Source organism: Streptomyces sp. Z423-1, from assembly GCF_013009255.1.
In the GTDB taxonomy this organism is placed as follows: domain Bacteria; phylum Actinomycetota; class Actinomycetes; order Streptomycetales; family Streptomycetaceae; genus Streptomyces; species Streptomyces gossypiisoli.
Genome location: NZ_CP053109.1, coordinates 251926 through 271129, shown reverse-complemented (window position 1 = coordinate 271129; position 19204 = coordinate 251926). Strand labels below are relative to the sequence as shown.

The window sequence follows — 19204 nt, the reverse complement described above, 5'->3', positions numbered from 1 at the left end:
GACGGCCGCCCGCGGTTGTCGGTCGACCGCGGAGAAGCTGTTTTCGATCCCTCCCTCTCGGGCGAAGTGCTGTCTTAGCGTGGAGGGATGGTCGACACGATCAAGACGGATGAATGTAGGACGCAGGTCCGCGAGGTACGCCGCCGGCTCGCGCGGGAGGGGCCGCTGTGGAGGCGGGACCGGGAGGCAGACTTCGAGACGGTCACGGTGCCCGAACGCGATTGCGACCAGCTACGCGACCTGCTGATCTCCGAGGGCGCCCAGACGGTTGTCGAAGTCGGTCTCGCGTACGCCAGTTCCGCGCTCGCGATCGGTGAGGCGCTGATCACTGTCAATCCGCCGCATCCACGGCACGTCATTATCGACCCGTTTCAAGAAAGCGCATGGTCCAATGTCGGCTGGGATCTGATGCGCTCTGCGGGGCTGGACTCGATCGCCGCTCTCATGCTCGCTCCATCGTCGATCGCCCTCCCGCAGATCCTCACCAAAGGCCTCGTCGCCGACGCGGCATTCGTGGACGGCAGTCACCGATTTCACGAAGTCTTCGTCGATCTCTACTTCCTGCGCAAGATCGTCCGGCCCGGCGGGCTCATCGTCGTCGACGACGCCTGGGCACCGTCCGTGCGAACCGCCGTGCACTACTACGAGCGGAACCTGGGCTGGACGGTGGTTCCCGACGCCTTCCCCAGTGGAACGGCGACGACCGTTGGTGCCGATCCCCAGGCCAGACCAGTGACCCGCTGCAAGGCGCTTCGCTTGCCCGACCCTTCGTTCGAGCCGCCCTTCGAAGAGTTCCAGGCGTTCTGACCTCGCTGCCGGTGGAGAGGCCTTGCTTGCGGTATTGTAGGTCCGCAATTGGAATGTCCCGCTCCATCGTGACGACCTGCGTGTTCGCTTGCTGTCTCATTCGGATGGCCCGTCATTCCGTCTCGCGATCTTGGCCCTTCGGCCGCCGGGGCCGAGCTGAGCGACGCCACCCCCGCTCCGTCTTCGTCAGGTACGGCTCCAGGGTCGGGAACTCGTCGACTTGAGCCGGATAGCCGCAGCCGGTCGGCGCCGCGGGGGCCAGCCGGAGCCGGGCGCCCACATCGGGGCCCCACCGCACTGGATCATTCTGGGCGGCGTACGGCGGGGCCTGCGGGGCGGTTCCCCGCCGATGCGGACGGTCAGGCGAGCGTGGTGACGACGTCGACGGGGTTGACCAGGGTGTCGCGGATGGGTGAGCGGTTCTCGACGAGGGCGACGAGTTCCTCGATCTGCTCGCGAGGGGTGTCCGGGGCGTCGATGTGGAGGTGGACGCGCACCTGCTGCAGGCCCGGACGGACCGTGGGGTCGATGCCGAGGAAGCCCCGGAGGTCGATGTCGCCCTCGAGTTCCAGGCGGAAGCCCTTGAGCTCGATGCCCTGCGCCGCGGCGAGGGCGGAGAGGGTCACGGTGTAGCAGCTGGCGAGCGCCTGCAGCAGGTATTCCGCGGGTGAAATGGCGGTGTCGGTGCCCAGCAGTGCGGCGGGTTCGTCGCTGCTCATCACGTACTTCGCGAGGCGGGATTCGTCGCGCTCGCCGGCCTGGGTGAGTGCGCCGGTCTGCGCGGTGAGGCGGCAGCCGCCCTGCCACGAGCCGTTGACGGAGAAGGTGGCCTGACCGAGGCGGGGGTTGGCCTCGACGGCGGCGGTGGTGTCCTTCAGGGCCTGGACGTCGATTTCGTTGATCACGGTCATGGGTGCTGACTCCTTGGGTGGGCTGGTATGCGGTGGTGGGTTGGCGTGCGGTGGTCGGGTGCGGCCGGGATGTGGGGCCGCTTCGGTGGCGTCAGAGCGTCGATTCGGGGTGGTCCGGGTGGGACCAGTGGGTGTGGAAGGTGCCGGGCCGGTCGGTGCGCCGGTAGGTGTGGGCGCCGAAGTAGTCGCGCTGGCCCTGGAGGAGGGCGGCGGGCAGGCGGTGGGCGCGCAGGGTGTCGTAGTGGGCGAGGGCGGCGGAGAAGGCAGGGACCGGGATGCCGCGGCGGGTGGCGGAGGCGATGACCTCGCGCCAGGGCACCTGGGCGGCCGTGATCTCGCGCGCGAAGGTCTCCTCGGCCAGCAGGCTGACGAGCTTGGGGTCGGCGGCATGGGCGGCACGGACGCGGTCGAGGAAGGCGGCGCGGATGATGCACCCGGCCCGCCAGATCCCGGCGACGGCGCCGAGGTCGATGGTCCAGCCGTACTCGGTGGCCGCGTCGCGGATCATCGTCCAGCCCTGGTCGTAGGCGATGACCTTCGAGGCGTACAGGGCCACCTGGGCGGCGAAGCGGGCGGCCTCGGTGCGGCTGAGCGTGGGGCGGGTCCCGCCGGGCAGCTCCTGGTAGGCGGTGCGCAGGTCGTGCTGGGCGGAGGCGGCGCGCGCGAAGGTGGCCTGGGCGATGGCGGTGACGGGGGTGCCGAGGTCGAGGGCGGTCTGCACGGTCCAGCGGCCGGTGCCCTTCTGGCCGGCGGCGTCGGCGACGATGTCGACGAACGGCTTGCCGGTGGCCGCATCCGTGTGGGCGAGGACTTCGGCGGTGATCTCCATCAGGTAGGAGTTGAGGCGGCCGGCGTTCCAGGTGCGGAAGATGTCGGCGATCTCGGCCGGGGTATAGCCAGCGACCTGGCGCAGCAGGTCGTACGCCTCGGCGATGAGCTGCATGTCGGCGTACTCGATGCCGTTGTGGACCATCTTGACGAAGTGGCCGGCACCGTCGGTGCCGATGTGGGTGCTCATCGGCTCGCCGTCGACTCCGGACTGCGTCGGCCGCGCCAGTGACACCGTCCGGCCGCACTGCCGCGGCCGGACGTGTGCGGGTGGTCAGTTGCGTCCGGCCATGACGCCGCCGTCGACGTCCCAGATCGCTCCGGTGACCCAGCCCGTCTGGTCGGACAGCAGGAACATCACGGTGGCGGCGACGTCGTCGGGGGTGCCGGTGCGGCCCAGCGGGTGGAAGGCGTTGAAGCCGTCGAGCGCGCTGTCCATCTCGGCCTTGGGGATGAACTCCTCGTAGATGGGGGTGCGCACGACCGCGGGGGCGACGGCGTTGGCGCGGATGCCGTGCGGGGCCAGCTCCATGGCCAGGTGCTGGGTGAGGGAGTGCAGACCGGCCTTGGCCATGGAGTACGCCGAGGAGGGCGTCGCGGCGACGGCCTGGTGGGCCCACATGGAGCCGACGTTGACGATGGAGCCCTTGGTGCCGCGCTCGACCATGCCTGCGGCCACGGTCTGGGTGATGAGGAAGAAGGCCCGGTTGATGGCCTGGTAGCGGTCGTAGTCCTCGGGCGTGTGCTCCAGGAACGGCTTCGGTGCGAACACGCCGGCCGCGTTGACCAGCAGGCTGGCGTCGGCGTGGTCGCGGGACAGTTCGGCGCGCAGGCGCTCGACGGCCGCGGGGTCGTTCAGGTCGGCGGCGAGACCGGTCGCGTTCGCACTGGCCAGCTCGGCCACGGCCTTGGCCGCGCTGGACTCGGAGCGACCGGTGACGACGACGCTGCCGCCGGCGTCCAGGATGTGCCGGGCGATGGACAGGCCCATGCCGCTGGTGCCGCCGATGATGACGGCCTTCTTGCCGGTGAGGTCGATGGTGGTGCGGGACATGCCGTGCTCCTGAAGAAGAGTGATGCGGGTGAGGGGTTGCGGGAGGGCCGGGGGCCGCCGTGTGTGGGGTGCGGCGGCCCGTCCGCGGCCGTCAGACGGTGTCGTAGATCCGGATCTCGGGGTCGGCGGCAAGCAGCGGCGCCAGGCCGCCGACGACGTCCTGCTGGAACAGGGCGCTGCCGAGATAGGCGCGAGCCTCGCCGACGCTGGTGAAGCCGTGCAGCACCTGCACGTCCTCGTCGCGCACGAGGAGTTCCTTGGACTGGGCGCCCGGGACGGTGTCGAGGAACGGCTGCTTGTACTTCTGGTACACGCCGGCCGTCGCGACGCGGTTTTCCTCCGCGACCTTCAGGGTGATTTCCAGGTAGGCCATGACGCATCCTTTCCCGTCACAATTGGCTCGCGGGGATTTCTGCGGGCGGTTCGGACGAGACAAAGGTAAGTCGATGCGAAGGCGTCCGGTAGAGGATCTTTTGTGATGCGGATATAACCCGCGCGCATTGCTCAGCGAGGAGCGGGCGACGACAGGCCCGCGGCCAGGCCGTCGAGGTTCTCGCCGCCCGGCTGAGGGGCGGGCAGCCGGCAGCCGGCGGAGTCGGCGAGGAAGCCGACGAACTCCTCCAGGTCGGCGCCGAGCGCGTTGTCGCGGGCCCACACCGCCTCGTAGGACATCTCCACCGGAGCGCCGCCACGCACCAGCGGCCGGCAGCTGGCGTGGTCCGGTGTCACCTTGGATTCCGGCAGCAGGGCGGCGCCCACGCCGAGGCGGGCCCACTCGTCCAGGACCCGGTAGCTGGCCGCCTCGCCCGGATAGGTGCGCAGCGGCAGGTCGTTGTCCCGGAAGAGCTGCGTGGTGAAGGTGGTCAGTCCGCAGGTGTCGGGGACGAGGATGAAGTCGGCGCCGGCGGCGTCGTGCAGTTCCACCGGCCCTTCGGTGCCGGGGGCGACGGCCGGGTCGATCACGACGACCGGCTCGGTGAAGATGGTGCGGTGCCGGTAGGCAGGCATCGCCTCCACCGCGGGCACGAGCAGTACGTCCAGCTCGCCGTCCTTGAGGGCGGCGCGCAGCAGATCCAGGTCGGCCTCGCGCAGCACCAGGTCACGCGGGTGAGTCAGAGTGCGGGCAGCACTGAAGGCGCAGCCCACCAGATCCGCCCCGATCAGCGGCGAGACACCCATGCGGATCGCCCCCGTGACCGGGCTGGTCAGCCGCCGGGCTTCGACCGTGACGGAGTCCAGCGCCTCCAGGGCCCGGTCGATCATCGGCAGGATGCGGGCGCCGTGCGCCGTGGGCTTGACGCCGCGCGGCGAGCGGTCGAAGAGCTTGACGCCGAGCTCCTCCTCCAGGCGGGCCACCCCGTTCGACAGCGCCGGCTGCGTGACGCCGTAGTCGCGCGCCGCGGCACTGAACGACTTGGTCCGGGACACGGCCTGCGCGTACCGGAGCCCTTCGATGTTCATCGTGACCCCTTCCGGCTACAACCTCAGGCTATAGCCGCATTCATGATCGTCGTCTACCGGGAGCTGGGCATTCGTCCTACGGTGGCAAAGCACACTCCGCCGCCGGGTCGACGGAGCAGAAATATCCGGGCCATTTGCCGGTCCGGCCATTTCAGAGTACCGGGGGAATTCCCGTACAGAATCCGCCCCCACTTTCCCGTCAGGAGTGATGACCGTGTCCCAGGACAACCGCCCCGCACACCGGGCCGCCCAGGTGACCGAATCCGGCGGGCCGCTGCACATCACCGCCGTGCAGCCGCGCGAGCCTGGCCCAGGCGAAGTGCGCTTGGACGTGAAGGCGTCTGGAATCTGCGGGGCCGACGCCGGAATGGCCGCGAACCCGAAGCCCGCCTACGGCTTCCCGATCGCCCCCGGGCACGAGGTCGCGGGAGTCGTCGCCGAGGTCGGCGAGGGCGTTGCGGGCTGGACGGCCGGGGAGCGGGCGGGGGTCGGCTGGTTCGGCGGCTCCTGCGGACAGTGCACGGCCTGCCGCTCGGGCGACGTGGTCCACTGCGCCGAGCGCCGGATTCCCGGCCTGTCCTACGCGGGCGGCTGGGCCACCACCATCACCGTCCCCGCCGCCGCACTCATCCGGATCCCCGACGGGCTCTCCTTCGCGGAGGCGGCGCCGTTCGGCTGCGCGGGCGTGACCACGTTCAACGCGCTGCGGCACAGCGGCGCCGAGCCCGGCGACCGGGTCGCCGTCCTCGGCATCGGCGGCCTGGGCCACTTCGCGGTGCAGTTCGCCGCGGCCATGGGCTTCGAGACGGTCGCCATCGGCCGTGGCGAGGACAAGCGGGCCACCGCGCTCGGCCTCGGCGCGCACCACTACGTCGACGGCTCCGCCGAGGACGCGGGCAAGGCGCTGCGCGCCCTGGGCAGCGCCAAGTTGATCCTGTCCACGGCCGCCAGCAGCAAGCCGCTGGCCGGTCTCCTCGACGGGCTCACCCCGCACGGCCGGCTCACCGTCGTCGGCTTCGACGGCGCCCCGCTCCAACTCCCGCTGGACAAGCTGGTGATGCACGCCCGGCACGTCACCGGGCACGTCACCGGCAGCCCGGTCGACACCGAGCAGGCCATGCGCTTCGCCCTCACCAGTGGTGTACGGCCGCAGGTGCAGACCGCGCCTCTGGAGCAGGCGGCCGAGGCACTGAAGACCCAGCAGGCCGGGCAGGCCCGCTTCCGCATGGTCCTCACCACCAGCGACTGATCCCCCCACCCCACCACCCCAAGAAGTGCAGGGCCGGTGCCACCGGCCCTGAGCAGGAAAGGAGTCCGCGCATGTCGCAGCACGCACGCCGGTCTGTCGTCGTGATCGGAGCGGGTGCGTCGGGCCTCGCTGCGGCCAGCATCCTCACGCAGGCTGGGCACGACGTCGTCGTCCTCGAAGCACGCGAACGGACCGGAGGACGGGTGCTCAGCGCCCCGGCCACGGCGGACGGCACGCTCGATCTCGGAGCCACCTGGTTCTGGGACGACGAGCGGCACGTGCGTACGCTCCTGTCCGACTCGGGGCTCGGCAGCTTCCCGCAGCACACCAACGGCGACGCCGTCTACCAGGACGCGGGCGGCGTGCAGCGGCTCGCGGGCAACCCGATCGACGCCCGCTCCAACCGCTTCACGGCCAGCGCGGCGGCCCTCACCGACAGACTCGCCGCCACACTGCCCTCGGGCGCCCTCCGGCTCGGCACCCCGGTCACCGCGATCCGCACCACCGGGACCGGCCTGACCGTGCACACCCAAGACGCCGTCATCGAGGCCGAGCACGTCGTCCTCGCCGTGCCGCCCGCGCTCGCGCTGGCCCGCATCGACTTCGACGGCCAACTCCCCGCCGACCTGGTCCGCACAGCCGAACAGACCCCGGTGTGGATGGGCGCCGTGGTCAAGGTCGTCGCCGAGTACCCCGAGGCGTTCTGGCGCCAGGACGGCCTCGCCGGGGCCGCCTTCAGCCGCAGTGGCCCGCTGCAGGAGATCCACGACATGTCCGGCCCCGACGGAGCACCGGCCGCCCTGTTCGGCTTCGCCCACACAAGCACCGCCCGCGGCGCAGGACCCGACTTCCATACGGCGGTCACCGGGCAGCTTACGCAGCTCTTCGGCCCGCAGGCCGCGCAGCCCCTCGCTCTGCACGTCCAGGACTGGAGCGCCGAACAGTGGACGTCCCCCGCCCAGGTGGCGCAGCTGGCGGACTACTCCCTCTTCGGCCACCGCCTCTACCAGCGCCCGGCCCTGGACGGGCGACTCCACTGGGCCTCCACCGAGACCGCCCGCGGCTACGGCGGGCATATCGAAGGAGCCCTGGAGGGCGGCGAACGCGCCGCCCACGCCATCCTCCACGCGCTGCCCGACCCGCAGTCCGTACCGGCAACCGCCGCCTGAACACCCCCGCCCCCTCCCTACGGCCCTACAGAGGTGACCTGATGTACGAGGTGACAGCCCTGTTGCGCGAGTACGACCGTGCCCGCGCCTACACCGACGAGCTGTGGAAGGACCTCAGCCCCGACGAGATCACCTGGCGTCCGCACGAGAACTCCAGCGCGATCGGCTGGCACCTCGGACACCAGGCCCACGTCGCCCACTTCATGGTCCGCAACCTCACCGCCGCCGAGCCCAGCCCCGACCCGGAGCTGGACGGCCTCATGGACTCGGCGAACCCGGAGAAGTTCCGCGGCGCGCTGCCCACCGTCGACCGGCTCACCGCGTTCCGCGACACCGTCGCCGAGCGCGTCCACGACCGCATGAACGACATCGCGGGCGGCCGGGTCGGCGCTCCGGACCAACTCGCCGTTGTCGCCCGGCACTTGCTGGTCACGCTGATCAACCACGAGTACCAGCACGACCAGTGGATCGGCGAAGTCCGCACCAACGACCTCGGCCACGCCCTCCCCGCCGACCCGGACACCGACCAGGTCTCGCGCCTGGACGGCTACCTTGTCCTCAATCCGCTCGCCTGAACCGACACCACGCACCAGCCCCCGCAGGAGCGGCGGCAGTCGATGGCGAACGCGTCCGCGGCCCCGCACGGCCCTGACACCGAATTCGGCTGACGGGTACGACCTGTTGCCCGTCCCTACGCCGAATCCGTACCCCCGCTGCCTCCCCTGCATCGAAAGACGCCCCCCTGACGCAGACCGAGACCGACGTGCCCGGCCCCGCCGCGTCTGAGCACATATCCCCGCACCCGCAGGCCCAACGGCGCATCCTGCGCGTCATGTTCCTCTCCCAGATCCTCAGCGGCGCCGGGCTCGCCGCCGGTATCACCGTCGGCGGTCTGCTCGCCGAGCAGATGCTCGGCTCGACCCGTCTCGCGGGCCTGCCCAGCGCCCTGTTCACCGCGGGCTCCGCGCTGGCCGCCGTACTCGTCGGCCGAATATCGCAAGCCCGCGGACGCCGCCCCGGCCTGGCCCTCGGCTACCTCACCGGCGCCGTCGGCGCGCTCGGCGTCATCGCCGCCACCGTCCTCGACAGCCCGGTCCTCCTCTTCGTCTCGCTGTTCGTCTACGGCTCCGGCACCGCGACCAACCTCCAGGCCCGCTACTGCGGAGCCGACCTCGCCGCCCCCGCCCACCGCGCCCGCGCCGTCTCCACCGTCCTCGTCGCCACCACCCTCGGCGGCGTCCTCGGCCCCAACCTCGCCGCCCCCACCGGCAACCTGGCCTCCGCCCTCGGCATCCCCGACCTGGCCGGCCCCTTCCTCCTGGCCGGCGCCGCCTACACGCTCGCCGCCCTCGTCCTCGCGCTGTGGCTGCACCCCGACCCGCTGCTCCTCGCCCGCGAGCTCCACGCCACCCGACCCGCCGCCCCGAATCCCACCAGTGGCCAGGAGATCGGCAAGCGCAAACCCGGCGTCGTCCTCGGCGCCCTCGTCATGATCCTCACCCAGCTGGTGATGACCGCGATCATGACGATGCACGACTACCGGCGGGGTGAGCAGTCGGTCGTGGCGGTCTCCGGCGCGGTGACCGGCCGCAAGGTCGGCGGCGCGCTGAGTGAGATCGGCCTGGCCGCGCTGGCCCAAGGGGACGCGGCGGCGAACGACATCAACTACGTGACGCGCACCGGGGACGGGCGCATCATCAAGTCCTCGACCATGCCGTTGCGCGATGGTTCGGGCCACGTGTTCGGGGCGCTGTGCGTCAATGTCGACGTCACGGCTCTGCGGCAGGCCGGCGACCTGCTGACGGCACTGGCGGGGACGCCGCCCGTGCAGGTGACGGCCACCACGTTCAGTAACGACTTCGACGACGTGGTCGACGCGCTCGTCCGGGCCGAGGAGGTGTCCCGCGGCAAGCCGGTGAGCAGTCTGACCCGAGTGGAGCGGCTGGCCCTGCTCCAAGTCCTGGATCGGCGCGGTGTCTTCTCGGTTCGCAACGCGGTGCCGCGGGTCGCCGAACGGCTCGGCGTGTCGCGCTCGGCGGTCTACGCGGATCTCAACGAGTGCCGTAAGACGCCGCCGGCCGACCCGCCACACCGCAGCGACGGCGAGGCCCCCGGCGGCACGGCAGCACCGAACGCCGCGGACCGAGGAGAGTCCCGGCGCCGTGCGGCGGCCGGCCCCGACCAGCAGTGAGGAAAGCCGATGACCAACCTCGAACAGGCGCTGACGGGCCGGAGAACCCTCGACGATCCGGACACCCCGTTCCTGGCTCTGGACACGGCCACGGCGAGGGCGAACATCAGCCGGCTGCGCGAGCACCTCGACGGGCTCGGTGTCACGCTGCGGGCCCACGTCAAGACGGCCAAGTCCCTCGACGTGGCCTCGCTGCTGTACGACGGGCAGCCGGGACCGATCACGGTGTCGACGCTGGCGGAGGCCGAGGCGTTCGCCGACGCCGGCTACCGGGACATCCTGTATGCGGTGGGCATCACGCCGCACAAGCTTGACCGGGTGATCGCGCTGCGGGAGCGCGGCGTGGACCTGACGGTGCTGCTCGACAGCGTGGAGCAGGCCGCCGCACTCGCTGCCGATCGCGTGGGGATGTCCGGTATTCCGGCGCTGATCGAGGTCGACTGCGACGGTCACCGCGGTGGGGTGCGACCTGACGACCCGGTACTGCCAGCCATCGCGCGGACCCTGCGCGACGGCGGCGCGGTCCTGCGGGGTGTACTCGTCCATGCCGGCGAGTCGTACCACGCCGACGGCGAGGAGGAACTGCGCGCCGCCGCCGAGAACGAGCGCCGGTGCGCCGTGCAGGCCGCCGAGGTGTTGAGGGCGGCCGGTCATGAGGCGCCGGTGGTGAGCGTGGGTTCGACGCCGACCGCGCACTTCGCGACCGACCTCACCGGCGTCACCGAGGTCCGGGCCGGCAACTTCGTCTTCTTCGACCTCGTGATGGCTGGGATCGGCGTGTGCTCCACGGCCGACCTGGCGATGACGGTGGTCACGACGGTGATCGGTCACCGTCCGGACAAGGGGTGGATCCTCACCGACGCGGGCTGGATGGCGACGTCACGGGACCGCGGCACCTCGCGCCAGCGAGTGGATCAGGGATACGGCCTCGTCGCCGACCTGGACGGCACTCTGTTCGACGGCCTGCTGATGACCGACGCGAGCCAGGAGCACGGCGTGCTCTCCATGCGCCCGGACAGCACCGCCGCCCTGCCCGATCTGCCGGTCGGTACGCGTGTGCGGATCCTGCCCATCCACGCCTGTGCGACCGCCGCACAGCACGACCACTACCACGTGACCGAAACCGGCTCCCGCACCGTCGAGGCCGTGTGGCCGCGCATCCGAGGATGGTAACCACCATGCAACCTGCCAGCTCCGGGGAGACAGGACAGGCGTTCGTCTCATCATGCTGTCCTTTGGGCCGAACAAAGGCCACGGTCAATGAGAAAGGGACACGCGAAATGCGAACCTACAGGTATTCACGCGTCGTAAGACGCCCTGAACCTGCTCAATGTCCAGATGGCGAGGAGGTCGAGCGTCATCACGCTGATCGACCACAGCGGATAGTACGGAATGAACATGAACTGGGTTACCAGGCTCACCGCGCCCAGCGCCACACCGGCCCCTGTGCTCCAGCTCTTGCCGAGCAGGACTCCCAGGCCGGCGGCCACGAGTGCGATCCCGATCACCAGATGGAGCCAGCCCCAGGTCGTCAGGTCGAACCGGTAGGTGTAGCTGGGTCGCTGAAGATGGTGTCGCGTGCGATGCCGGTGATGCCGAGAAGAATGCTCAGCGACCCGCTCAACTCCAGCGCCCAGCCGGCGAAAAGGGACGGACCTGTCACCCGGTCGCTGCTGCGGGGCTCTGTCGTGCGCTGTCGGACCCCGCCGGGTGTCTCCGCCATGGTCACGACCTTTCCGAACGGCGTTTCCCTGAGAGCCTCAGCCTCGCTTTGCTGCCTTCGCGGCGCGACTGCACCAGGCTGTCCGGGTGACGGGGGCGTGCCCTGCTACTGACGCAGCAGCAGGTCTGCGGCCATGTCTCCGGGCCGCCGCTTCCGCCGCGGCAAGACTCGACGACGAGCCGTCCACTCCGACGACGACCAGGTTGCCCACCGCTCCTCCATCACTCGCTTCGGCCTCCCGGCATCACTCCGGCGATACGTTGCTGCCACCTGGACAGGCGTGCGAGGCGCGCTGTCGCCTCGCAGGTCAGTACCGCTGCGCCTTGGCAAGGCGGGGTGTCAGTTTTGCCTCCGGGGGTTGTCGGCTGAAGGCGATGGGTTGTTCCTTCTTGCCGGGGGCGAGGTTCTCCGCGCCGACAAATTTGGTCTCGACAACTTTTCCGTTGGAGTCTTCGAAGTCGATCTGCACGGCGTACGAGGCCTTGTGGTCGGTCTTGTTGGTGATCGTGACCAGGACCGCGAGCAGCCCGCTGGTCTGGTTCCTGGGCAGGCCCGTCATGCCGACCTCGGACAGAGCGTTGCCGCGCCCCGTGACGTTCTTGAGCGCTTTCTCCGCGGCGGCGCTGGCGCGGGCGGCCTCGGCCTCAACGGACGCTTCGAACTCCGAGGCGCGGGCATATGCGGAGGAGGCCGCTGCCGAGGCCGAAGCGTGAGCGGAGGCGATCGCGGAGGCTGCTGCGGAAGCCAGGGCCGACGGCGGCATTCCGGAAAAGGCTGCCGTATCGGGACTGGTGGGGGTGGGCCGTGGCGAGGAGCCGGTGTCCTGGCCGCCGCCGTCGCACCCGGCGAGGGCCCCGCCCCCCAGGACAAAGCTGAGTGCGGACACGATGGCTCGATGGCGGGCCTTGCCGGCGCGACCGAGGTGGCTAAGGGGCATTCAGTCATCCTTTACGCCTTGCGCGGTCAATCGAACTCATCGTCGGAGCTGCGCGTGCGGCTTGCGAGTTGACTGTGGGCCGTTCGGATCGGCGCGTCCGGGTGAGCCGGAGTCGGCCATCGGCCCGGGCAAATGACGGCCTTTGTCGCCCGGAGCCCTACCTGGTGCCATCCTTGCCGCCACAACCCACAGATTCGGACACCGCTCGACGTCAGCGGCCCCTTGGAGGTGCTGCACCAGGCGGGACGGCTCGGTCACCGCTACACACCCGTATTGGCCTCCCCACGCGGCGGTGACGTCATTACCTCCTCGGGCCTGGCACTGGCCCGGACCTTGGCGGCGGCCGACGTCGGGCCGGTCGACACGCTCGTGGTCGCCGGAGCGGACCTGCTCGCCGAGCAGTCACCGGGCGAGGAACTGCTGGCAGCGGCCGCCGTCTTCGCCGAGCGGACGCCGCGGGTGGCGTCGGTCTGCAGCGGCGCCTTCCGCCTCGCCGACCTGGCCACGGCATTGGTGACCCCGCCGACCCGCAGCGACCTGCTGCGCTCGCTTACCGCGTCCGCCGCCGTCAGCGCCCGGCACCTGACCCGGCTGTTTCAGGCCGAACTGAACACCACACCCGCTCGCTGGGTCGAGCGCGTCCGCCTCGATCGCGCGCAGCAACTCCTCCTCGACGGGCACAGCGTGACCTCGGCAGCGCACCACAGTGGGCTCGGCAGCGACGAAACCCTCCGCCGTGCCTTCGCCCGCCACCTGGGCACCACCCCGACCGAATACCGCAGACGCTTCACGACCACACGCCCGCAGGATTCATCAGGGGAAATACGATTCGAGCGTGCCGCGACGCCGGACGTCCAGCGTCGCGCAGTGGAATGAGCCGCCGAACGGCGCGTAGTGCAGCAGGTCGCAGGGGATCGGCTCGAAGCCCCATGTCTCGAGCGCGCGCAGCATGTCGGTGTGGTGCCGCTCCGCGATGACCCGCTTCTCGTCGACCATGAGTACGTTCATGCTGAGCCATTTGCCGCACATCGACGTAATTTTGAGCAGGCGCTCGTCGATGGGCCTGGGCTCGGGGGCGACCAGGATGTCCCACGAGTTCAGGACGTCGGGCAGCCGGTCGACGTCGATGTATTCGGGATTGACCAGCGCCTTGCCGGGCGCGAGCAGGACGAAGGTCGTGTCGATGTGCATGGGCGTACGGCAGCGGCTCTCGATCTCGTGGATGCGATAGCCGGGCCCGAGATGGCGGCGCAGCCAGTCGATGCCCATCCGGTTGGTGACATTGCTCCGGGTGACGAACAGGTCGCGTCCCGCGCGTACGAAATCCGCCGCGTCGAACACGGGCTCGAACTCGGTGAGGATGTAGCGCATGGGCTCGGCCATGTCGGGGATACGGAATTCCGGCTCGAACAGCTCGTCGGTGAGCTGCGGCTTCGGCGCCGCCGTCCAGCGCGCACCGCGCCGGAAGTAGTCCTTGAGGATCGGGCGATAGGAGTGGGTCTCGAAATACCGGCACGGCCAGGCCATCGGCGTTTCGATGATCTCGTCGCCGATCACCAGCATGCTGTCGCGCGGACAGGTGTTGCAGAAACCGCGCGACGACCAGTCGGGGGTGCCGTAGCGCCGTTTGTGGTCGACCGCGTCCGGGCGCCTGACGGTGATGTCGAGCGACTCCAGCAAGGTGATGAACTGGTCGAGTTCCTGCTGTGCCCGCTCGATCAGGATGTCCGGATATTTGAAACCGGCAGCAAGCCTCTGCAATCGCGCCGCCCAGGGCGGGATGTTGCAGGTCACGACCGGATGCCCGGAAGGGATCGTCGCGCCATCGAGACGCCCGACGATGATTTCCTCCAGTGGATCCCACTCGTTATGTGAATTCACCGGCGAGACGAGCGGTTCCTCCGCGGCGTCGGCGTCCCCCGCCGCCGTTGAAATGCCGGTCCTCTGCGCTACCGCCATGCTCAACCGCTTTCGATCACAGGGTGGTAGTAACTCAATATGTTCATCATGTTACCCAAAGTGGACGGATGTAGCCGTCCGGATCTCCGTCGGCGGTGGCGATCGGCGTGCGGCGAGGCGGGTACGCGGTCGGGGAGAAGTGGATCCATCGATTCGCAAGGCCGACGGGCCGGGGAAGAAGTTGGTGTCGATGATTTCCGAGATGGTTCTGGTGCCCACCGACGACGCGATGCTCCCGGGCGATCTCGTCGTGCCGACGCCCGCGCGGGCGGTGGTGTTGTTCGCACACGGCAGCGGCAGTTCCCGGCGCAGCCCGCGCAATCGGATGGTCGCCGCCGAGCTGCGCACCGCCGGAATGGGCACATTGCTGATGGACCTGCTCAGCGAGCGGGAAGAACGGCAGGACGCGTTGACGGGCGAGCACCGCTTCGACATTCCGTTCCTGGGCCGCCGTCTGGTCGCCGCGATCGACTGGCTGGCTGCGCAGCCCGACACCCGAGGGCTCCCGATCGTCGTCTTCGGCGCCAGCACGGGTGCCGCCGCGGCCCTGGTCGCCGCCGGTGAACGCCCGGAGCGTGTGCTGACCGTCGTGTCGCGGGGCGGCCGGCCCGACCTGGCCGGCGACGCCCTGGATGCCGTACGGGCGCCGGTGCTGCTGATCGTCGGGGGCGAGGATCGGGAGGTGCTGCGGCTCAACGAGGAGGCGGCCCGGCGACTGCACGCCCCGCACTCACTGCACGTGGTGCCGGGCGCCACCCACCTGTTCGAAGAGCCCGGGGCGCTTGAGGACGTCGCCGACGCCGCCCGGCGCTGGTGCGACGAGCGTCTGCGTGCTGAGAGCGGGTCGGAAGAGGGCGAATGAACCCGGACCGGTCATCCCCGAGGAGGCGGCAGGATGCGCGTGCGCGATGCGGTAGTGGTGGTCACGGGGGCGTCGAGCGGTATCGGAAGGGCGACCGCCGAAGCGTTCGCCCGTAAGGGCTGTGCCGTGGTGCTGGCCGCCCGGGGCGAGGAGGCCCTGAAAGCGGCCGCACGCGAGTGCGAGCGGCACCGGGGCGCCCAGACCCTCGTCGTTCCGACCGATGTCACGGACGTCGCGGCCGTCGACGCTCTCGCCCGTGCCGCGGTCGAGCGGTTCGGGCGGATCGACGTGTGGGTCAACGCGGCGGCCGTCAGCGTGTTCGGACCCTTCGAGGAGGTGCCGCTGGAGGACTTCCGCAAGGTCATCGACGTCAATGTCATGGGGTACGTGCACGGAGCGCGGGCAGCGCTGCGCACCATGCGGAAGCAGGGCGGCGGCACCCTCGTCGACGTCTCGTCCGTCGTCGGGCTGGTCAGCCAGCCGTACACCCACGCGTACGTCATGTCGAAGCACGCCGTCCGGGCACTCGGCGCGAGTCTGCGCCAGGAGCTGCGGATCGCGGGCGAGGCCGGGAGGATCCACGTGTGCACGGTGCTGCCGGCCAGCATCGACACCCCGCTGTTCCAGCACGCGGCCAACTACACGGGCCGCAAGGTCGTGGCCATGCCGCCGGTGTACAGCGCCGAGCGGGTCGCCCACGCCATCGTGGACGTCGTCCGCGTACCACGGCGTGAGGTGGTGGTCGGTCCGATGGGGCGGGCCATCGCGTTGCAGTCGCGGACGGTTCCCGGATGGATGGAGCGGGCGGCGGCGCGCCAGGTGGACCGGGCTCACCTCACCGAGGACCCGGCTCCGGCGACGCACGGGAACCTGCACGTACCGGCGCCCGGGACCGGCTCGGTCGGCGGCGGCTGGGGCGGGCGGCGCAGGACCGCGGTCCGCCGCCTGGTCCTCGCGGCCACCGTCGTGGGCGTGGGTGTGGCCGTGGGCGCCTGCCGACGAGCCGCCGCCCGGTGAGCGACTGGCACGCACACGAGTTCACGAGGTGGTGTGCGTGCACGGACTGGGCTGCTCCTACCGCTACTGGCTGCCGTTCGCCCGCGAACTCGCACCGGACATCAGGACGGTGGCGGCGGACCTGCCCGGCTTCGGGCGTATGCCGGGCCTGCCCGGGCCGCTGGACGTGCACGGGGCTGTCGCTGGCGCTTGCCGACTGGCTGCGGGGCCACCGGCCGGGGCCCGGCGCCGTTGGTCGCGCACTCCACCGGCTGTAGGCCAGTCGTGGATCTCGCGGCGCACGCCCCCGAGCTGGTCGGGCGGGTGGTGCTGAACGGCCCCACCGTCGACCGCCGGGCGCGATCGGCCGGGCGGCAGGCCGCCCGCCTGCTGCGTGACGCACGCCGAGAGCGCCGTGCGCGGCGGCCGTGATCCCCTCGTGCTGCGAGCCTGGGCGGAGGAGGTCACGGCATGCCCTGTGCGGACCTTCTCGTAGCGGTACGCCGCCCCGGTGGCCGGTCAGCTCGCGGCCGTACCGACGGTGTCGATCCCCACCAGCCGGCAGGCGTCGGTGTGCCGCTGCTCGGCGAGGAACTCGTCCAGCTCCGCCAGGTCCAGCGGGGGCGGCAGCGGATGCCGTTCGGGCAGGGACGCCAGGGCGGGCCGGTAGCGCAACATGCTGCCGATGTCCTCGGGAAAGGCCCGCTCGTCCACTCCGAGCAGTCCGCCCTCCGCGCCGGCATACCGCCGGGCGAGTTCGCGCCATTGCCCGGCCGGGACCTGACCGACCGAGCGCAGACCGTTGGAGAAGAGGTTCACGTGGATGTGCCGGTAAGGGTCCTCGGTCCGCTCCAGACAGCGTTCGAGCAGATGCTGTGAGGACTCGGTGGTGAACTGCAGCCAGAACGGGACGGCGCCGAGCCGCAGGGCCCAGTACGGCTCCCACTGGTTGTACGTCTCGACGAGCAGCCGGTCCCCCGGCAGGCCCCGTCGGCGGTACCACCAGCGGTACAGGTCGGCGACGAGCGGGCCGAGGTGCTCCGGTTCGCCGATGGTGATGCGGCGCACCCGGTAGCCGCAGCGTGCCGCCAGCGCCGTGATGTCGACCGTGAGGCTGTCGTCGTACCCCCATTCCGCTTCCGGATACCGCTCGTCCGGTGGCGGGGCGTCCCATCGGCGGACGGCGGACCCCTGCTCGGCGAGGTGCCGGGCGACGCGGTCGCTGCCGCCGGCGTACTCGTCGGGCGGCATGCCGCCGAGGGCGCCGAACTGGAAGCGGTGCCGGTCGCCCAGTACCGCCATGGGCCAGGTGAGGGTGCAGTCGACGATGAAGATGGTCGCGCCCGGCGCGAGCCGCTGCTCCAGGAATCGTTCCAGCACCGCGCCGAGCCGGAGCCGCTTGAACCGGAAGTACATGAAGCGCACGAGCATCGCCCGGTCCTGGCTCGGGTCGTGCATGTGGCACAGGGCGAGCCCGGGATTGGCCGCCACCATCTGCCGGCCGAACTGCAGGCCCGCCGCCATGGCCGCGCGCGGCTTGTCGGGGTCGAGCCGGGCCCGCACGGGCACGAGGTACGTCTGGGGCAGCACGGGAGCGTGCAGGGCGGCGGCGAGGTGGACGGCGGCCCCGCTGCCGGACCCGATGAACGCCGCGGGGTAGGGGCCGGGGCCGTACTGGTCGGTGGTCCAGGCCGCCAGGTCCTCGCCGCCCACTCGGTGGACCTGGGTGAGCGGTGCGCCCTGCAGGTGGGCGCCGAGTATGAACAGTCGTCGTCGCGCCGGGGAGGGCAGGTGGGCGATCAGGTCGGCCGCCAACGCGGATCCGGGAGCGATGCCGAGCCCTCTGAAATCTTTGCCGTGAAGGAACCGGCCCACCGCCCGCACCGCTGCCACCGAGGAGTCGAAGTCGCTCAGACAACGGGCTGTCCGCAGGCGCTGGCGCACGGTCCACCTCCGCTGTGCCTCGATCCACAGCGAGTACCCTGCGGCCGCGCTCCTTACCTCAGGGATGGGCCGTCAGGTTGCCCACGCCATGAGCCGCTCGCCCGGCTCCTGCTCCCGCAGCTGCGCCAGCGACTGTTTCTCCAGTTGACGGACGCGTTCGCGCGTCAGACCCACGTGCTTGGCGACCTCCTGCAGCGTGCGCGGCCGTCCGTCGTGCAGGCCGTACCGGAGGCTGAGGATCAGCGCCTCGCGCGGTGCCAGCGTGTCCATGGCCTCCCTGAGTTCCTCGGCGAGTGCCTGGAACTCGGCGACCTCCGGGGCCTGCAGGACGTCGGTGTCGGGGATGAGGTCCCCGACGACCGTGTCGCCGGTCTCGTCCACGGGGGTGTCCAGGCTGACCACCTGCCGTCCGACCCTGCGCAGCCAGATGACCTTGTCCTCGGCGACACCGCCCTCGCGGGCCACCTCCTCGACGGTCGGCTCCCGGTCGAGACGCAGATGCAGCGTGCGCTCGACCTTGGCGAGCTTCTGCAACTGCTCCACGACGTGCACCGGCAGCCGTACCGCTCGGGCGTGCGTCGCCACGCCGCGTTCGATGGCCTGGCGGATCCACCACGTCGCATAGGTGGAGAACTTGAAACCCTTGGTGTAGTCGAACTTCTCCACGGCCCTGATCAGTCCCAGGTTGCCCTCCTGGATGACGTCGAGCAGGGGCAGCCCGCGATGGGCGTGGCGCTTGGCCATCGACACCACGAGGCGGAGGTTGGCGCGGACCATGTGGTCCTTGGCCGCCTGTCCGTCGCGCAGGGCAGCCTCCAGCTCGCGCCGCCGCTCGGGCGTCAGGTCGCGGTCGCCGCTCGTGGCCTGCTCCAACTCCTCCATGGCGCGTACACCGGCCTCGATGTGCTGCGCCAGCCGGACCTCGTCAGCCGCGTCGAGCAGCGGTGTCGCCGCGATCTGCCGCAGATACTGGCCCAGAAGATCCGGTTCCTGATCGGGTTCGGGAACAGCATTGAGGCGCCTCCCGGCGCGGGCCGGAAGCCGGCGACCTTCTTCTGCGGACGCCACCCGCCTTCCTGTCGCGGGAGCCATCGTCGCGCTCCTGTTCTTCGC

Annotated in this window: 19 protein-coding genes and 1 pseudogene; 10 read left to right on the top strand and 10 right to left on the bottom strand. The window is 70.7% G+C overall.

Going from position 1 to position 19204, the window contains the following annotated elements; all coding sequences use genetic code 11:
* The first annotated feature begins 87 nt into the window (after positions 1-87).
* Positions 88-807, top strand: coding sequence for a class I SAM-dependent methyltransferase (locus HJD23_RS01230; protein ID WP_171110260.1), 720 nt, complete (start codon positions 88-90; stop codon positions 805-807).
* Positions 808-1166: 359 nt separating this feature from the next.
* Here the strand turns inward: HJD23_RS01230 and HJD23_RS01225 are convergent, their stop codons facing one another.
* From HJD23_RS01225 to HJD23_RS01205, 5 genes and pseudogenes are all read right to left on the bottom strand, one after another.
* A complete protein-coding gene (locus tag HJD23_RS01225) occupies positions 1167-1718 on the bottom strand; it encodes an OsmC family protein (RefSeq protein ID WP_171110259.1) in 552 nt (183 codons plus the stop codon).
* Positions 1719-1809: 91 nt separating this feature from the next.
* A pseudogene (gndA, locus tag HJD23_RS01220) lies at positions 1810-2751 on the bottom strand (NADP-dependent phosphogluconate dehydrogenase); the annotation flags it as partial.
* A 69-nt stretch (positions 2752-2820) separates the two neighbouring features.
* Positions 2821-3600 carry an SDR family oxidoreductase gene (locus tag HJD23_RS01215; protein WP_171110258.1) on the bottom strand — a complete coding sequence of 260 codons (780 nt, stop codon included), beginning with the start codon at positions 3598-3600 and terminating at the stop codon, positions 2821-2823.
* Between the two features lie 91 nt (positions 3601-3691).
* Entirely contained in the window at positions 3692-3973 is a 282-nt protein-coding gene (locus HJD23_RS01210; protein ID WP_171110257.1) for a hypothetical protein, read from the bottom strand.
* A gap of 131 nt (positions 3974-4104) precedes the next feature.
* Positions 4105-5061, bottom strand: a complete 957-nt coding sequence (locus HJD23_RS01205) for a LysR family transcriptional regulator (RefSeq protein ID WP_171110256.1) — start codon at positions 5059-5061, stop codon at positions 4105-4107.
* Positions 5062-5269: 208 nt separating this feature from the next.
* Here HJD23_RS01205 and HJD23_RS01200 point away from each other — a divergent pair, with 208 nt between their 5' ends.
* The 5 genes from HJD23_RS01200 to HJD23_RS01180 all read left to right on the top strand — a co-directional run bounded on the left by HJD23_RS01200 (position 5270) and on the right by HJD23_RS01180 (position 10843).
* Positions 5270-6310, top strand: a complete 1041-nt coding sequence (locus tag HJD23_RS01200; RefSeq protein WP_171110255.1) for an alcohol dehydrogenase catalytic domain-containing protein — start codon at positions 5270-5272, stop codon at positions 6308-6310.
* 71 nt (positions 6311-6381) lie between these two features.
* Entirely contained in the window at positions 6382-7479 is a 1098-nt protein-coding gene (locus HJD23_RS01195; RefSeq protein WP_171110254.1) for an NAD(P)/FAD-dependent oxidoreductase, read from the top strand.
* 41 nt (positions 7480-7520) lie between these two features.
* Positions 7521-8054: a DinB family protein gene (locus HJD23_RS01190; protein WP_171110253.1), complete on the top strand. Its 534-nt coding sequence runs from the start codon at positions 7521-7523 to the stop codon at positions 8052-8054.
* A 257-nt stretch (positions 8055-8311) separates the two neighbouring features.
* Positions 8312-9670, top strand: a complete 1359-nt coding sequence (locus HJD23_RS01185; RefSeq protein ID WP_171110252.1) for an MFS transporter — start codon at positions 8312-8314, stop codon at positions 9668-9670.
* A 9-nt stretch (positions 9671-9679) separates the two neighbouring features.
* Positions 9680-10843 carry a DSD1 family PLP-dependent enzyme gene (locus HJD23_RS01180; RefSeq protein WP_171110251.1) on the top strand — a complete coding sequence of 388 codons (1164 nt, stop codon included), beginning with the start codon at positions 9680-9682 and terminating at the stop codon, positions 10841-10843.
* 125 nt (positions 10844-10968) lie between these two features.
* Here HJD23_RS01180 and HJD23_RS43280 read toward each other — a convergent pair whose 3' ends face one another.
* Together HJD23_RS43280 and HJD23_RS01170 are read right to left on the bottom strand one after the other, a co-directional pair.
* A complete protein-coding gene (locus HJD23_RS43280) occupies positions 10969-11160 on the bottom strand; it encodes a hypothetical protein (protein WP_240980589.1) in 192 nt (63 codons plus the stop codon).
* 540 nt (positions 11161-11700) lie between these two features.
* Entirely contained in the window at positions 11701-12330 is a 630-nt protein-coding gene (locus HJD23_RS01170) for a hypothetical protein (protein ID WP_171110250.1), read from the bottom strand.
* A 228-nt stretch (positions 12331-12558) separates the two neighbouring features.
* Between HJD23_RS01170 and HJD23_RS01165 the strand changes: the two genes are divergently transcribed.
* A complete protein-coding gene (locus tag HJD23_RS01165; protein ID WP_346770333.1) occupies positions 12559-13206 on the top strand; it encodes a helix-turn-helix domain-containing protein in 648 nt (215 codons plus the stop codon).
* Here HJD23_RS01165 and HJD23_RS01160 read toward each other — a convergent pair.
* Complete coding sequence (locus HJD23_RS01160; RefSeq protein ID WP_171110248.1) at positions 13144-14289, bottom strand: amidinotransferase; 1146 nt, start codon at positions 14287-14289, stop codon at positions 13144-13146. The genes HJD23_RS01165 and HJD23_RS01160 overlap by 63 nt on opposite strands.
* Before the next feature lie 190 nt (positions 14290-14479).
* Between HJD23_RS01160 and HJD23_RS01155 the strand changes: the two genes are divergently transcribed.
* The 3 genes from HJD23_RS01155 to HJD23_RS01145 all read left to right on the top strand — a co-directional run bounded on the left by HJD23_RS01155 (position 14480) and on the right by HJD23_RS01145 (position 16579).
* A complete protein-coding gene (locus HJD23_RS01155; RefSeq protein ID WP_171110247.1) occupies positions 14480-15151 on the top strand; it encodes an alpha/beta family hydrolase in 672 nt (223 codons plus the stop codon).
* 33 nt (positions 15152-15184) lie between these two features.
* Positions 15185-16168: an SDR family oxidoreductase gene (locus HJD23_RS01150; protein WP_171133970.1), complete on the top strand. Its 984-nt coding sequence runs from the start codon at positions 15185-15187 to the stop codon at positions 16166-16168.
* A gap of 264 nt (positions 16169-16432) precedes the next feature.
* The gene (locus HJD23_RS01145) at positions 16433-16579 is read left to right on the top strand and encodes a hypothetical protein (RefSeq protein ID WP_171110245.1); all 147 of its coding nucleotides are present in this window, start codon (positions 16433-16435) and stop codon (positions 16577-16579) included.
* 87 nt (positions 16580-16666) lie between these two features.
* On the opposite strand, the gene HJD23_RS01140 is transcribed toward HJD23_RS01145, so the two are convergent.
* Positions 16667-18091, bottom strand: coding sequence for a hypothetical protein (locus HJD23_RS01140; RefSeq protein ID WP_171110244.1), 1425 nt, complete (start codon positions 18089-18091; stop codon positions 16667-16669).
* Between the two features lie 72 nt (positions 18092-18163).
* The gene (locus HJD23_RS01135) at positions 18164-19183 is read right to left on the bottom strand and encodes a sigma-70 family RNA polymerase sigma factor (RefSeq protein ID WP_171110243.1); all 1020 of its coding nucleotides are present in this window, start codon (positions 19181-19183) and stop codon (positions 18164-18166) included.
* Positions 19184-19204: the final 21 nt, after the last annotated feature.

Excerpts from the sequence above, each read along its gene's own strand:
- HJD23_RS01215 (WP_171110258.1), bottom strand. The coding sequence starts at position 3,600 with ATGTCCCGCACCACCATCGACCTCACCGGCAAGAAGGCCGTCATCATC.
- HJD23_RS01195 (WP_171110254.1), top strand. The coding sequence starts at position 6,382 with ATGTCGCAGCACGCACGCCGGTCTGTCGTCGTGATCGGAGCGGGTGCG.
- HJD23_RS01200 (WP_171110255.1), top strand. The coding sequence starts at position 5,270 with ATGACCGTGTCCCAGGACAACCGCCCCGCACACCGGGCCGCCCAGGTG.
- HJD23_RS01135 (WP_171110243.1), bottom strand. The coding sequence starts at position 19,183 with ATGGCTCCCGCGACAGGAAGGCGGGTGGCGTCCGCAGAAGAAGGTCGC.
- HJD23_RS01185 (WP_171110252.1), top strand. The coding sequence starts at position 8,312 with ATGTTCCTCTCCCAGATCCTCAGCGGCGCCGGGCTCGCCGCCGGTATC.
- HJD23_RS01160 (WP_171110248.1), bottom strand. The coding sequence starts at position 14,289 with ATGGCGGTAGCGCAGAGGACCGGCATTTCAACGGCGGCGGGGGACGCC.
- HJD23_RS01170 (WP_171110250.1), bottom strand. The coding sequence starts at position 12,330 with ATGCCCCTTAGCCACCTCGGTCGCGCCGGCAAGGCCCGCCATCGAGCC.
- HJD23_RS01225 (WP_171110259.1), bottom strand. The coding sequence starts at position 1,718 with ATGACCGTGATCAACGAAATCGACGTCCAGGCCCTGAAGGACACCACC.
- HJD23_RS01180 (WP_171110251.1), top strand. The coding sequence starts at position 9,680 with ATGACCAACCTCGAACAGGCGCTGACGGGCCGGAGAACCCTCGACGAT.
- HJD23_RS01150 (WP_171133970.1), top strand. The coding sequence starts at position 15,185 with ATGCGCGTGCGCGATGCGGTAGTGGTGGTCACGGGGGCGTCGAGCGGT.
- HJD23_RS01205 (WP_171110256.1), bottom strand. The coding sequence starts at position 5,061 with ATGAACATCGAAGGGCTCCGGTACGCGCAGGCCGTGTCCCGGACCAAG.
- HJD23_RS01210 (WP_171110257.1), bottom strand. The coding sequence starts at position 3,973 with ATGGCCTACCTGGAAATCACCCTGAAGGTCGCGGAGGAAAACCGCGTC.
- HJD23_RS01230 (WP_171110260.1), top strand. The coding sequence starts at position 88 with ATGGTCGACACGATCAAGACGGATGAATGTAGGACGCAGGTCCGCGAG.
- HJD23_RS01190 (WP_171110253.1), top strand. The coding sequence starts at position 7,521 with ATGTACGAGGTGACAGCCCTGTTGCGCGAGTACGACCGTGCCCGCGCC.
- HJD23_RS01155 (WP_171110247.1), top strand. The coding sequence starts at position 14,480 with ATGATTTCCGAGATGGTTCTGGTGCCCACCGACGACGCGATGCTCCCG.